The 14,563-nt window shown below is 41.2% G+C and carries 11 protein-coding genes; 7 read left to right on the forward strand and 4 right to left on the reverse strand.

Features of this window, described 5'->3' with window-relative positions:
- Positions 1-103: 103 nt before the first annotated feature.
- The 3 genes from VCA1004_RS14425 to VCA1004_RS14435 form a co-directional block, all read right to left on the reverse strand.
- Entirely contained in the window at positions 104-1,060 is a 957-nt protein-coding gene (locus VCA1004_RS14425) for a TIGR01212 family radical SAM protein (protein ID WP_086981132.1), read from the reverse strand.
- Positions 1,061-1,150: 90 nt separating this feature from the next.
- Positions 1,151-1,549 (reverse strand): YgiW/YdeI family stress tolerance OB fold protein, encoded by a 399-nt coding sequence (locus VCA1004_RS14430; protein ID WP_086981133.1) that lies wholly within the window; start codon positions 1,547-1,549, stop codon positions 1,151-1,153.
- Positions 1,550-1,639: 90 nt separating this feature from the next.
- Positions 1,640-2,839 (reverse strand): XylR family transcriptional regulator, encoded by a 1,200-nt coding sequence (locus VCA1004_RS14435; protein WP_086981134.1) that lies wholly within the window; start codon positions 2,837-2,839, stop codon positions 1,640-1,642.
- 169 nt (positions 2,840-3,008) lie between these two features.
- On the opposite strand from VCA1004_RS14435, the gene xylB reads away from it, so the two are divergent.
- The gene (xylB, locus tag VCA1004_RS14440; RefSeq protein WP_086981135.1) at positions 3,009-4,460 is read left to right on the forward strand and encodes a xylulokinase; all 1,452 of its coding nucleotides are present in this window, start codon (positions 3,009-3,011) and stop codon (positions 4,458-4,460) included.
- Positions 4,461-4,633: 173 nt separating this feature from the next.
- Here the strand turns inward: xylB and xylE are convergent, their stop codons facing one another.
- Positions 4,634-6,019: a D-xylose transporter XylE gene (xylE, locus tag VCA1004_RS14445; RefSeq protein WP_086981136.1), complete on the reverse strand. Its 1,386-nt coding sequence runs from the start codon at positions 6,017-6,019 to the stop codon at positions 4,634-4,636.
- Positions 6,020-6,344: 325 nt separating this feature from the next.
- On the opposite strand from xylE, the gene xylA reads away from it, so the two are divergent.
- The 6 genes from xylA to VCA1004_RS14475 all read left to right on the forward strand — a co-directional run bounded on the left by xylA (position 6,345) and on the right by VCA1004_RS14475 (position 14,379).
- Positions 6,345-7,664, forward strand: coding sequence for a xylose isomerase (gene xylA, locus VCA1004_RS14450; protein WP_086981137.1), 1,320 nt, complete (start codon positions 6,345-6,347; stop codon positions 7,662-7,664).
- Positions 7,665-8,023: 359 nt separating this feature from the next.
- Positions 8,024-9,163: a hydrogenase small subunit gene (locus VCA1004_RS14455; RefSeq protein ID WP_086981138.1), complete on the forward strand. Its 1,140-nt coding sequence runs from the start codon at positions 8,024-8,026 to the stop codon at positions 9,161-9,163.
- Between the two features lie 3 nt (positions 9,164-9,166).
- Complete coding sequence (locus tag VCA1004_RS14460; RefSeq protein ID WP_086981139.1) at positions 9,167-10,867, forward strand: nickel-dependent hydrogenase large subunit; 1,701 nt, start codon at positions 9,167-9,169, stop codon at positions 10,865-10,867.
- Between the two features lie 31 nt (positions 10,868-10,898).
- Positions 10,899-11,783, forward strand: a complete 885-nt coding sequence (gene cybH, locus VCA1004_RS14465; RefSeq protein WP_232012661.1) for a Ni/Fe-hydrogenase, b-type cytochrome subunit — start codon at positions 10,899-10,901, stop codon at positions 11,781-11,783.
- Positions 11,780-12,427 (forward strand): hydrogenase maturation protease, encoded by a 648-nt coding sequence (locus VCA1004_RS14470; protein WP_232012662.1) that lies wholly within the window; start codon positions 11,780-11,782, stop codon positions 12,425-12,427. Before cybH ends, VCA1004_RS14470 begins: the two co-directional genes overlap by 4 nt.
- Complete coding sequence (locus VCA1004_RS14475) at positions 12,424-14,379, forward strand: hypothetical protein (RefSeq protein ID WP_086981140.1); 1,956 nt, start codon at positions 12,424-12,426, stop codon at positions 14,377-14,379. The genes VCA1004_RS14470 and VCA1004_RS14475 overlap by 4 nt, the downstream gene beginning before the upstream one ends.
- Positions 14,380-14,563: the final 184 nt, after the last annotated feature.

A 14,563-nucleotide genomic window follows, 5' to 3' on the forward strand; every position in this document is an offset into this window, starting at 1 on the left:
GCGGATAACTAGACGTCTCTCCATACAAGCGTTGAGATTAAAGAGTTATCCGCCTCTTGCATACCGATGCGATTGACTATTAATGGCGATTTATTTTTAAGCTCTAGCGGCTGGCTGGATTTTGCTGACACAAGGGCAAAGTATATTGAAAAGGATCACCGCATAAACTGCCTTGTGGCCCCAATTTATCTAACGCTCGGCCAATCTCGGTCATTGCTAACCAACGATTTTCACACCAAAGCGGTGATAACAAGGTTGGTCTTCTTGCTGCTGCTGAAACCCGGTGGTAAATAATATGCGCTGGAGTGCGGCGAATAATCTCGGTTGCTACTGCCACATAGTCATCCATTTCAGGTGCTTGTAAGCGTCCAGCTTTCCACGCTTTTGCCATGGTACTACCTTCCACAATGTGCAAAGGATGCAACTTTAAACCATCAGTCCCAACCGCCATCACTTTTTCGAAGGTATCGAAATAATCATCTCGCCCTTCTTTAGGTAAGCCTATGATCAAGTGCGTACATACTTTAATTCCCAAAGCTCTCGCTCGTTGAGTGATCGCGGCATAACACGCAAAATCATGCCCACGATTGATGCGCTTTAAGGTTTTATCATTGGCGGTTTGTAAGCCGAGCTCTAACCAAATTTCATAGCCTTGATTCACATAACCGCTTAATAATTCTAATACCGCATCGGGGACACAATCAGGGCGAGTTCCCACGCAAAGGCCCACCATATCAGCTGAGCGCAACGCTTCTTCATACATAGTTTTCAGCGTTTGCACTTCGGCATAAGTATTGGTGTAGGCTTGAAAATAAGCCAAGTATTTTTTCGCGCGTTGCACTTCACCCGCGCGATCATGTAATTGCGAATAGATTGGTTTGATTTGGACATTTTCATCCACAAATGAAGAAACATTGCAGAAAGTGCAGCCACCACGACCAATCGTACCATCACGATTTGGACAACTGAATCCACCGTGTAATGTCAGCTTATGTACTTTTTCACCATAACGGTGTTGTAAGTCTTGACCAATTGTATTGACTAACTCATGCAGTTGCATATATACCCTCAGCCATGCAGTCGAAATCTAAAAGCCGAGGAGTATAAAGAAGCGCATTTTGCCAAGCTTTACGTTAAATCAAGAAAAGTGTTATTGAACTACTTCTAATGAGTCAGTATCAATCGCAATATTATTCCAATCTTTTTCAACTTCACCACGAATGATAATGGTATGTTCCGGCGTAACAATACGGCCAAACCAAATATCATCATCAATCTCTACCGTGATTTCACCCGTTTCATCTTGGAAGATATAATCATCATCCCCTAATGACATCGTCAAATGACCGGTTAACTCTACTTTGGTGTCATCACTGGCATTTATAGCACTGATCACATCACGAATAATACGCTTTGATTTACTCGGGCCTTGAAACCCACCTTTATGTTGCTGCACAACCGGTTGACCATCAGCAGAGACAAGGTGGTTGTTCGCCAAAACAGATACCGATGTTAGGCTCAATACACTCGCCAATAATATTGCTTTCATAGTTTTCATCTCAACAATGCTTATGTTGCCAATTCATAACGCTATCATGCCTCAGTAAACGTGAAGAGTGCGTGAAAAACATATTCACAATCATAAGTTTTTATTCTTTAATCGATATTCTTTCGGTGTTTTATCGAAAGTTTTTTTAAAAACAGAATACATATATTGTAAAGACGGGTAACCGCATAATTCAGAAATCTCGGAAATAGCAAGTTCCGTTGCTCTCAATAGACTACAGGCTCTATTTAATTTAGAATTATGGATTTCTTGGTGTATTGAATGTCCGCGCTCCTCTTTGAAACGAGTTTCCATATTCGAACGAGATATGCCGACATAGCTTAACACTTGCTCCACTTTGATTCCTTTGCAAGCCTTCTGCCGAATAAAGTGCATCGCTTGAATAACGTAAGGATCTTTTAACGCTTGGAAGTCAGTACTTTGCCGTTCATAAACTTTCGTTGGAGGAACCAATACACGCACATTTTTTTTAGATTGAGTGATAAGAGGCGATTCTGATGAACAGTAAAGATCTAGCTGTTGATGAAGCATTTTAGCGGCTTTATGCCCCATGGATTTACAACCTTGTCCAATAGAACTCAAAGAAACTCGAGTCAAATATCTAGCGAGCTCTTCATTATCAATACCAATGATTGAAATACGATCCGGAACCATTAAATTTAAATTTTCACAAGCTTGAAGCAAATGCCTTGCACGAGCATCCGTTACCGCGATAATCCCAGTTGGAGTCGACAGATTTTGTAACCAATCTGATAACCGATTCATATCATATTGCCAAGTTTTGGGATTAGTTTCATTCCCAAGGTAGACAGAGGATGGATAACCTTCACGATTCACAATATCAACAAAAGCTTTCCGTCTTTCATGCGCCCACCCATTAATTGAATCACAAGGTAGGCCATAAAAGGCAAATTTTTGTATCCCTTTATTCTTTAAATGTTCAAAGGCCATTTTCACAAGCGCATAATTATCCGTAGCGACATAAGGTACATTAGGGTAATCATCTTCAGATTGATAAGACCCCCCCACGCCGATCACAGGAATATCAATATTCGATAGTTGCTCAACTACATCAGGATTATCAAAATCAGCAATGATTCCATCACCATTCCAATTATGAAAATGATTAATATTCGATGTAAAATCTTCTTCTAAAAAGATATCCCAACCACATTGACTTGCTTGAATATACTCCCCGATACCCTCAATAACTTGCCTGTCATACACTTTATTGGCATTAAACAGCAAAGCAATTCGATACTTTTTTTCCATAACCTACTTATCATTATTTTTTTGAGCAGTATAAATAATACTCTTCCTTATTCTGTGATAAGTACGACATTAGTAAAATCTATAAAAACGAGAACTAAAAAACATAATTGTATAAAACAGGGTACCAAATGATGATAAATCACTATTTTTATTTATCAGGAAATCCATCATGTTTATTGGTATCGATTTAGGAACATCTGGTGTAAAAGTCATTTTGTTAAATTCAGATGGCAATATTATCAGTACGCAACATACCTCATTAACCATCTCACGTCCTCACCCTCTCTGGTCAGAACAACACCCAGACCAATGGTGGGAAGCCACACAAAAAACCCTTGATTTATTAAGTGAAGAACAAGACTTATCACAAGTACAAGCCATTGGATTGTCAGGACAAATGCACGGTGCAACCTTATTAGACAAAGATGGTAATGTAATTCGTCCAGCCATACTATGGAATGATGGACGATGTGAAGCAGAATGCAAACAATTAGAAGAACTGGTCCCAAATAGCCGAATAATTACTGGTAATATTATGATGCCAGGATTTACTGCCCCAAAAATTAAGTGGGTTCAACAACATGAGCCAGACAATTTTAATCGTCTTCATAAAGTCTTACTTCCGAAAGATTACCTAAGATACAAACTCTGTGGCATCTTTGCTTCTGATATGTCAGATTCAGCAGGTACCATGTGGCTTGATATCCAACAACGTGATTGGAATGATGAGCTTCTCAGTGCCACAGGAGTGACGCGAGATAATATGCCTAATCTGTTTGAAGGTAATCAAATTACAGGACACCTCTTCTTAACACTGGCCAAACGGTGGGGAATGTCAACAGTCCCTATTGTCGCTGGCGCTGGTGACAATGCTGCTGGAGCGATAGGGGTGGGAATCATTAACCCTGGACAAGCAATGTTATCTCTCGGTACGTCAGGTGTATATTTTGCCGCAAGCGATGGTTTTATTTCCAATCCAGAATCAGCCCTACATAGCTTCTGTCATGCTCTTCCTAATACTTGGCATACCATGTCCGTTATTCTCAGTGCCGCTTCTTGTTTAGATTGGGTCGCAAAAATTACCAATATGCCGGATGTCAGCACGTTATTAGCAAACATACAAAATAATGCTAACCCTCATTCACATGTTCTTTTTCTGCCCTATTTATCGGGTGAACGCACACCTCACAATAACCCTAATGCACAAGGGCTATTCTTTGGAATGACTCATGAAACCACCGCTGCGGATCTTGGTTTAGCTGTCTTAGAAGGTGTTGGTTTTGCATTAGCCGATGGTTTTGATGCCCTTCATGTCACAAAATTTATCCCCAAAGAGGTCTGTTTAATTGGTGGTGGTGCCCGTAGTGCTTATTGGCGTCAAATGCTCTCTGATATTACAGGAATGACATTGGTTTTTCGTGAAGGCGGAGATGTCGGTCCAGCTTTAGGGGCTGCTCGTTTAGCACAGCTTGCGGTTACGCCAAATGCAGATTTAAATGCCTTGTGCCCGATCCCCACATTAATTGAAACCCATGTTACAAACTCAGAAAGGTATAATATGTACCAATTAAAGAGAGCGAAATTTCAAAAAATTTATCACCAAGTGAAGAACTTATTTTAATTACTCCCTAAACTCATTATTTATACTGGCTATTTAAAATAGATCCATAATGATCACCCAAAGATTCATCCAAAGAAATACCTAAAACTCACTTCAAGTAAACTAAAATAATAAGGGCTGATTTAAAATCAGCCCTTATTATTAATCATTTAATATAAAACATGGATAAACACCTAATTTTTCCATAATTTTTCTAACTCTTCCAAAGACTTTCCTTTCGTTTCAGGAATCCATTTATAAACAAAAAACACTGTAAATACAGCCATTAATCCATATAACCAAAATGGAAACCCACCATTGAACTCTTGATATAAATAGCTTGTCTTAGCATTCATCATAGGAAAGGTTTGAGAAACTAAGAAATTAGAGACCCATTGAGCAAAAACAGCAATCGACAAAGCTTTTGAGCGAACTGAATTCGGAAATATTTCGGATAAAAGCACCCAAGTAACTGGGCCTAAAGACAGTGCAAAAGCAGCAATATACAACAACATAAAAAACAATAAATAACCACCTATAGACTCTAAATATGCTGCGGTTCCTATCGCTAACATGCTAATGGCCATCGCTCCAGCACCTAACATCATCAAAGGCTTACGACCAAATTTATCCACACTATAAATTGCAATTACAGTAAATGTTAAATTTACAGCACCAATTAATACCGTTTGAAGTAAAGCAATATCTGTAGTAGACGAACTAAATCCTTTTAATATTACTGGGGCATAATAAAGAAAAACATTAATTCCTGTTATTTGTTGCAAGATACTTAAACCAATACCAATAATTAGGATAGGAAGAATACGTTTAGAAAACACACTCATTGATGTTGAATTTGACTGAAAAGAGCTTTCAATTTCTTGACATTGTTTATCGAAATCATCTCCCTTATTAAGAGAAGCAATCAATTTTCTAGCTTCAGACATTCTACCTTTCAATGCCAACCAACGAGGAGTTTCAGGCACCCCAAATAGCAATATGAAAAATACTCCTGCTGGCAAACACTCAGAGGCGAACATATAACGCCACCCAACATTATTCAGCCATTGATCCGACCCGAGTAACGCAATACCATAGTTAACAAAGTAGACAACCAACATGCCAAATATAATCGCAAATTGATTACAAGAAACTAAACTCCCTCTCTTTTGGGGCGGAGCTATTTCGGCAATGTACATTGGAGAAACCATAGATGCGATACCAACACCTATACCACCTATTACACGGTAAATGATAAAACTCATATACGTACTACCCAGCGCCCAATTTAATGTCTCAGGCACTGCGGACCCTAAAGCTGAAATAAAAAATAGAACAGCTGAAAAAATAAGAGAAGCTTTTCTACCATATTTAGCGCTCACACTTCCGGCTATAATTGCACCTATAACACAACCAATCAATGCTGATGACGCAGCAAACCCTAGTTGAGCAGGAGACAATTGAAAATAAACTTGCAAAGATTCTGCCGCTCCAGAAATAACGGCAGTATCATAACCAAATAATAACCCCCCTAATGCAACTACTAATGTTATATGGAAAATGCTTTTTCTATTTACCATTTTTAATTCTCCTTATAATAATTATTCTTTATAAAAATAAAACAATATAAAAGAAGGAAATCCCCCCATTATTGGTTGCATTTTGAGCTGGGATTATTGTGATTAATATTATGCTATTTGTTATTGTCTTTATGTATTTTGGCTTTTGTGATTTCAAATAAAAAAACAGATAAATTCATAACTCTCACCCAAAAGAAATAGAGCTATTTTGAGAGGTTGTGCACAATAAACAAATAGCTGAATTTGATTATAAAATTTCATAATTGAGCACATTTTTATAATGTCAATAATGTTCACCATACAACATCAATATGGAATTTAAATTATGACTGAATTTTTTAAAAATGTAGCTCCTATCAAATTTGAAGGAAGCACAAGTACAAATCCTTTGGCATTTAAACATTACGACGAAAACAAAATGATTTTAGGAAAATCAATGAAAGATCATTTACGTTTCGCTGCCTGTTATTGGCATAACTTTTGTTGGCAAGGACACGATATTTTTGGGAATCCAACATTCGATCGAGTCTGGATGAAAAGCAACGATCCAATGGAACAGGCTAAAATGAAAGCTAATGCTGCATTTGAATTTTTCAGTAAACTCAATGTACCGTATTATTGCTTCCACGATACTGACGTTGCGCCAGAAGGGCATTCTCTAAAAGAATATGTCAATAACTTTTCAGAAATGGTAGACATACTCGAGCAAAAACAAGCTGAAACTGGCTTAAAATTACTTTGGGGAACCGCTAATGCTTTCTCCAATCCTCGTTATATGGCAGGCGCAGGGACAAACCCTGATCCCAAAGTCTTCGCTTATGCAGCAACTCAAATATTTAATGCCATGGCAGCAACCCAACGTTTAGGTGGGGAAAACTACGTACTATGGGGTGGCCGTGAAGGGTACGAAACACTATTAAATACCGATTTACGCCAAGAGCGCGAACAGCTAGGCCGTTTAATGCAGATGGTCGTAGAGCACAAACATAAAATAGGTTTTAAAGGAACGATCTTAATTGAACCTAAACCACAAGAGCCAACAAAACATCAATACGACTATGACACAGCAACAGTATATGGTTTCCTTAAGCAATTTGGTCTAGAAAATGAAATCAAAGTTAACATTGAAGCTAACCATGCAACATTAGCCGGCCATAGCTTCCACCATGAAATTGCTACCGCAACGTCTTTAGGGTTATTAGGTTCTATTGATGCTAACCGAGGAGACCCACAACTAGGTTGGGATACTGATCAATTTCCAAGTAGTGTAGAAGAAAATACCTTAGTAATGTATGAAGTATTAAAAGCTGGCGGATTTACCACTGGAGGCTTTAATTTCGATTCACGTGTTCGTCGTCCATCCATTGATGGTGAAGACCTATTTTATGGTCATATTGGTGGTATGGATACCATGGCTTTATCCCTAGAACGAGCAGCAAGCATGATTGAAAATGATCAGCTTTCCAAACATATTGCACAGCGCTACGCTGGATGGAATGAAGAGCTAGGTAAAAAAATATTAACAGGCGAAATGTCGTTAGAAGCCGTTGCTAAATTTGCCATTGAGAATGACATCCAACCCATTCAGCAATCAGGAAAACAAGAATATCTTGAAAATATCGTGAATAATTATATTTATAAATAATTTCGATTCACTGCAACCCAAGGGCAAAGTTTCCTCGTGCACACTTTGCCCTTAATTATTCTATCGTTCAGGTACTCCATCGCGCCCACAAGCTGACCTCTATTCAAAAAACTGATCACCTATTCATCTCACTCCTAACCGTTCTCACTGAAAATAACCTCATGAATCTAAATAATTTAATATAAATTTAATCATCTGAGTCTTAACGAAACCCGGCTCATACTATTACAAATATGTAAGCATTTATTTCAAATAACCTCTTTATTATTGGTACTGTCGTAAAATACCTACAAAATTTATGGATATAGGTTCTAAGCTTGCCGTATCTACCTATCTCCTGATCATGAAAGGTAAATTGCATGGATACACATAACGCCTTATTCCAATTGGGTAAGTCTCGCCTTAAAAAACTAAAGCAAGACCCTTCCCTAAAATCCTCATCAAACTTGATCGACAAACTGGCAGAGCATGGTATTTCTCGTCGAGATTTTATGAAGTGGAGCGCCGCTTTAACTTCCATTCTTGCCCTTCCCTCTCCATTTACCAGTCTCGTTGCTGAAGCGGCTGAAATTGCAGATCGTGTGCCTCTTATTTGGTTACACCTTGCTGAATGTACGGGATGCTCAGAGTCCTTAATTCGTGCCGACACCCCAAATATTGATTCGATTATTTTCGATCATGCCTCGCTGGAGTATCACGAAACCTTAATGGCGGCTTCCGGTTTTCAAGCTGAAGAAAACCTCCACAATGCCATTAAAAATTACAAAGGACGTTATTTGCTAGCGGTTGAAGGAGGAGTTCCAACGGCCAATAATGGGGCATTTTTAACCTTAGGCCCACATGGTGAAACGGGTTTAAGCCGAGTAAAAGAAGTGGCTAAAGATGCCGCCGCTATCATTGCTGTTGGGACTTGCGCCTCCTTTGGTGGCATCCAAGCTGCTGCGCCCAATCCAACTGGAGCAAAAGGGGTACATGAAGTGGTGACACAACCGGTGGTCAACCTTGGTGGCTGTCCACCCAATGAACGCAATATTGTTGGCACACTCATGTACTACATCATGTTTGGGAAATTACCACCACTTGATATGTATAGCCGTCCTAAATGGGCTTATGGTGCGCGCGTACACGATAATTGTGAACGCCGTGGTCATTTTGATTCTGGCGAATTTGTCGAAACCTTTGGCAGCCAAGAAGCCAAAGATGGTTATTGTTTGTATAAAGTCGGCTGCAAAGGTCCATACACCTATAACAACTGCCCAACCGAGCGCTTTAATAATCACACCAGTTGGCCAGTACTGGCAGGCCACGGTTGCATTGGTTGTTCTGAGCCTAATTTTTGGGACACCATGTCAGATTTTGAGAAACCGTTGAGTCGCCAATTACTTAAAGGGCTAGATACCACCGCCGATACTGTGGGTGCTGTGGTATTAGGGGCTGCGGTTGTCGGTATTGGTGGTCACGCCGTTGCCAGTTTTTTTGCCAAACCTGTGGATGAATAATTTATGAATAAACGTATTGTCATCGATCCTATCACTCGTATTGAAGGCCACTTACGTATCGAAGTGGAAATCGACGAAACAAATACCATCCAAAAGGCTTGGGCATCATCAACCTTATGGCGAGGCATCGAAACCATCGTCAAAGATCGTTCTCCACTTGATGTCGGCTTAATGGTTCAACGAATCTGTGGGGTTTGTACGTATTCTCACTACCGTTGCAGTACTGAAGCCATTGAAAATGCTCTAGGAATTACGATCCCAGTCAACGCACAATACATTCGTAGCCTCATGATGACCGCCCTACATCTGCATGATCATATTGTGCATTTTTATCATTTACATGGTTTAGATTGGGTGGATGTCGTCTCCGCGTTAAGTGCAGACCCAGCCAAAGCCGCCCAAGTGGCAATGAAATATAGCGATACTCCGATTGCTTGTGGTGAAGGTGAGTTACGTCAAGTGCAAGAGCGAGTAAAAGGCTTAGTCGCCACCAGCAAACTGGGTCCATTTGCGAATGGCTATTGGGGAAATAAAACCTACAAATTCACCCCCGAGCAAAACCTCATTGCCCTCTCGCATTACTTAAAAGCCTTAGAAGTACAACGCGTGGCAGCGCAGCTATTGGCCATCTTTGGAGGTAAGTCCCCACATCCACAATCGATTGTGGTCGGCGGTATTACGTCAGTACGCGATATGCTCAGCCCAGCTCGATTACAAGAATGGAAACAAAAATTCGATGACGTGGCCAACTTCATTGAAAACGCTTATTACCCCGACATTCTAATGGCAGCGGAGGCCTATAAAACTGAGCCAAGCGCACTAGGCGGGCTGCATGTGAAAAACTTCCTGTGTAGCGATGAGTTCTTACTCAACAAAGGCCAGTTCTTATTCACTCAGGGGGTAGTAAAAAATGGCGATTTAAGTCAGGTTTTTGATTTGAATCCCGATGATATAAAAGAAGATGTCACGCACTCTTGGTATACCGCTGAGGCACCGCAACATCCTTATCAAGGCACCACCATACCTGAATATACCGGCTTTATTGAACGCGACACCTTGGATGGCAAATTGCCCACCTTAAATGAAGACGGAAAATATTCTTGGGTCAAATCGCCGCGTTATCAAGGTGAAGCTTATGAAGTGGGCCCATTAGCCACCTTAATCGTCAACTATGCACGTGGCAATCAAGTGGTGGTTGATACTGTTGATCAATTCCTAGCACAAGCAGGATTACCGGTTGAAGCTTTATTTACCACTTTAGGCCGTACCGCAGGTCGTATGCTACAAAGCGTGATCAATTTACGTGAAAGTGTCAAAACCTTCGATGCTTTAGTCAGTAATATTGAAGTGGATGAATTAACTTACGTTGAGCCGCACATTGATCCTGCCGAAGAATATATCGGTCATCAAATGATCGAAGCGCCACGTGGCATGCTCAGTCACTGGGTACGCATCAAAGACGGAAAGGTGGAAAACTATCAAGCCGTCGTGCCCACCACTTGGAATGCGGGTCCAACCGATGAAAATGGCAAAATGGGGCCTTATGAAGCTTCTTTGGTTGGCATTCAACTAGAAGATCCAAGTAAGCCATTAGAAGTATTACGCGTCATTCACTCGTTTGACCCTTGTATGTCGTGTTCCGTTCATGTCATGGACTACCAACAGCAAACATTAGGCGAGTTTAAAGTGAATACTGCGGGTTAATAGCCCGCCTACTTTGAAAAGGACAAAGCTTATGAGTGAGTCATCTCAAACGCTTGACAATCATACCGTGAAAGCGACAACCATACCCGGTGGGAAAGCCGCGCAAAGCCATTCTTTGCAAATCCAACATATTCCCACTATGCGTGAGTTTGCTTTCACTCCCCTGATCCGTATTTTTCACTGGACGCGTTTTCTATCTATTTTGATTTTAATCGCCACCGGGTTTTACATCGCTTGGCCATTTTTAATGTCACCAAAATCAACCGATGTTTTAGTGCAAGGCTGGCTACGTTTTGGTCACCTCATCTGTGGCTTTTTATTTTCTGGCATTACCATTGTACGTTGTTATTTATTCTTATTTTCCAAAGACAACAGCGAACGTCGCTCCTTAAAAGATGCCTTGAGAAAAGATCGCTGGATTGCGCAAATAAAAGCCTACATTTTCTTAGGTAAGCCGGATGAAAAAGCCGGGTTATATGGCCCAATGCAATTAGTAACTTATGCGGTATTTTATACTTGCTCATTAGTCATGGTATTTACCGGCCTAGCCTTATATGCCCACGTGTATCACCAAGGTTTAGGCGGGTTAATTTATGAGCCTTCCACTTGGTTAGTCAAAGCAGTGGGCGGACTGGCGAACTTACGGAATTTACACCATTACTTTACTTGGGTCTTTATTGTGTTCTTATTCTTGCATGTCTACTTAGCAATTTGGACTGGTTTACGCTTTAAGAAAGCTGCGGTCGATGCCATTATTTCTGGCTATGATTATCATACCGAAGAACACTTATCGGTTGCGGCGGCCTTGTCTGAACAACTCTCTAAAAAACAAGAGCAAACTGACAGTCAAAATGCCAATACCCCCAAAACCAAGACGCCCAAAATAGATACCTCAAACACAGATACTCAAAAATGATGCCATCCACACATCGAACCCACCCCGCTGACAGCGAATTGTCGGCGGGTGAACCGTCAGCCAACCCCACGAAACTTCTGCTGCTTGGCATTGGTAATATTTTATATGGCGATGAAGGCATCGGCGTGCATTTTACCAATTACCTTAAAGATAAATATCACTTTCAACATGCTGATTTTATAATAGATATTATCGACGGTGGCACCTTAGCCCATGGGTTAATTCCACTATTATCTGAATACGAGCAATTGATTGTTGTTGACACGATTAACAGCGCCACAGGCAAACCAGGTGATGTGTATTGGTTCGATTTTGATCATGCCCCCGCCGATGTTGATTGGCAAGGCAGCGCACATGAAGTTGAAATGCTGCAAACCTTAATCATGATGGATATGGTCGGTGACCGCCCTCACACCTTGGTATTAGGCGTCATTCCAACGATCATCGAACCCATGTTTATGGGGCTCACCGAACGCATTAAATCATCGGTTGCCACCATGGAACGTACCGTTATCCAACACTTAATCGAATTAGGATTTACCATCAACGAACACCTGCCCAACTTAACGATTGATGATGTGATCCCCGACGCACAAAAACGTACCCTTGACTCAATTCTCTTAAACGAACGAAAAACGCTATGACTTCTCCTGTGATGACTTCCACTTTGCTTGGCTTTGATTTTTACTGCACGCAACCGGTCGCATTTTATCAACACCTGTGTAATCACTATCTGAGTCAGGCATTTGATATTCAGCTACTTCAACACACGAATCAAGGCTTAGCTATCAGTATTGATAATGGCCACTTAACTAATGGTCAATACCGTTACCGTATAGAAGCGCAAGGGACGCAGCCACAACTAGAACAATTAGCCGAACGCATTGCTCACGATTTTTTACTCTCAGCGCATTTAATCAAGGCAACTATCACTCCGTTGTCACAAAGCAACGGCAACAAAGCTCCTTTGCCTTTGCAACTGACCACCAAAGCAAACTCAACCCGCTGGCTGAGCAAGAAAGCACACACGTCACACAATGCTGCGCCTATTTATCAACAAACCGGGCTGGATTACTGCCAACGCTGCACTCCGCTTTTTGGCGATAATCAGAGCCCTCAATTTGGTCAACTCGACCTCCCGTGTAGCTGTTGCCATGGTGAACAAGCCTATTCATCACAACCGCTTACCTTAGCTCAAATAACCTCACTGGCGACACAATTGATGCAGCAAGGTAAGGTCGATTTACGTGCCATCGGCATCGACTTACAATTGAGCACACCGTCAGCTCAAACTCATACTACAGCAACACTGCGCCCACTGGTGTTGATCTGTAACCCCAATACCTTATCGCAATTTTTTCAAGCAAGTCACGAACAAGTCATCACCTTATCATGCTTAGAAAAACCAAGCTTAACCTTAACTACTCAACCACAAGCCGCCATTAATGCACCACGTTGTGAAGTGCGTTTTGCCTTTAACCGTGCCTTGATTGTTTTCACCGAGTATTTACGTCAGCAAGGTATCGATTGGCTGTATTATCACACCCAGCAACCCTTACCCAGTATGGACTTTATTCATCAGCAATGGTTGTATCGCCAACGCCCCTCTCCAATACATTTCTACGCACCAGAAAGCTTACACGATGAGGCCGTTCAGCTAGGTTATCAAGCACAAATGAAGCAAGGGTTGCTCAGCGTGCAACTCAATAACACCGCTGCCACTAGCCCATGCAAGCCAGAGCAACAAGCCATTAATGCGTTATTAGCCGCTCGATTGACTCAACCGTTGCGCCAACAAAAAGACGCGGCTTGTATTTACCTGAGCGCCTATTACCCCAGCCAAATCGTGACCAGCAATAGCGTGAGCCAAAGCGGACGTATTGAAAAAGACCGACCACACAGCGCCTTTACTTGGCCGCAACTGCCAGAAACGGGAGAAGAAATTCTACAAACTCTCGCAAACTCAATCACCCCAAGTATTGAAGGAAACTTACTCACTCAACATACAATATTAGATAAGTATCAACATCATTTTGCCGAGCGAATGACCGCGATTAAAGCGCTCAATCTCACAGCGCCAACGGATAATCTGCATTCTCTACTTATTGTTGCGTCTGCTGTGCTGGGGCTGTCTCATCCACACTCCAATCAAATATCTATTGACCGCTTTATTGCACAAGCACAACAATTTCCAGCCTCTCATGCACCAAGAATAGATTTTCCTCAACGCAGCACCGCCAATAATATTATGAGTTTCGATTGGTGCCAAAGCATCAAAAGCTTGATGAGTTTTTGTTTAGCAGAACAGACGGAAAAAGGCTCTGACAGTGATAGCCACACTGCCGCTCGATTGGCTTACGGATTGATGGATTCCTTAGCTGATGACATGACAACGTGGATTGAACATCTCGATCAAAAAGTCGGAATCCAACAAGTACTGTTAGCGGGCGAAGACTTTCAATACTCCGTCTTTAGCCAGCAATTAACCAAAAGACTTTGTTGTAACTACGTCGTGAGTATCAACCCACTCTTAGATCTGGAAGGAGCGAACTTAGCCGTCGGGGCACTGTACTTACCACAACGCCGCCGACGTTAGTTTAAACAAAGCCTGCCTCTATTCAAATATGAAAATAAGAGTTAATAGGAGTAACGAAGCTAATGCAAATTATGGATATAGATAAGCGTTTACTAAACTAGCGATAATAGAGACTGAGGGTATTCAAAATATATTTAGTTGAAGTTTGAATGAACTCCCCAACTCATAATATTTATCTTTGCTT

Source organism: Vibrio aphrogenes (assembly GCF_002157735.2).
GTDB lineage: Bacteria > Pseudomonadota > Gammaproteobacteria > Enterobacterales > Vibrionaceae > Vibrio > Vibrio aphrogenes.

Coding starts and splice junctions, on each gene's coding strand:
- VCA1004_RS14430 (WP_086981133.1), bottom strand. CDS start 1,549: ATGAAAGCAATATTATTGGCGAGTGTATTGAGCCTAACATCGGTATCT.
- VCA1004_RS14455 (WP_086981138.1), top strand. CDS start 8,024: ATGGATACACATAACGCCTTATTCCAATTGGGTAAGTCTCGCCTTAAA.
- xylB (WP_086981135.1), top strand. CDS start 3,009: ATGTTTATTGGTATCGATTTAGGAACATCTGGTGTAAAAGTCATTTTG.
- xylE (WP_086981136.1), bottom strand. CDS start 6,019: ATGGTAAATAGAAAAAGCATTTTCCATATAACATTAGTAGTTGCATTA.
- VCA1004_RS14470 (WP_232012662.1), top strand. CDS start 11,780: ATGATGCCATCCACACATCGAACCCACCCCGCTGACAGCGAATTGTCG.
- VCA1004_RS14435 (WP_086981134.1), bottom strand. CDS start 2,839: ATGGAAAAAAAGTATCGAATTGCTTTGCTGTTTAATGCCAATAAAGTG.
- VCA1004_RS14425 (WP_086981132.1), bottom strand. CDS start 1,060: ATGCAACTGCATGAGTTAGTCAATACAATTGGTCAAGACTTACAACAC.
- VCA1004_RS14475 (WP_086981140.1), top strand. CDS start 12,424: ATGACTTCTCCTGTGATGACTTCCACTTTGCTTGGCTTTGATTTTTAC.
- VCA1004_RS14460 (WP_086981139.1), top strand. CDS start 9,167: ATGAATAAACGTATTGTCATCGATCCTATCACTCGTATTGAAGGCCAC.
- cybH (WP_232012661.1), top strand. CDS start 10,899: ATGAGTGAGTCATCTCAAACGCTTGACAATCATACCGTGAAAGCGACA.
- xylA (WP_086981137.1), top strand. CDS start 6,345: ATGACTGAATTTTTTAAAAATGTAGCTCCTATCAAATTTGAAGGAAGC.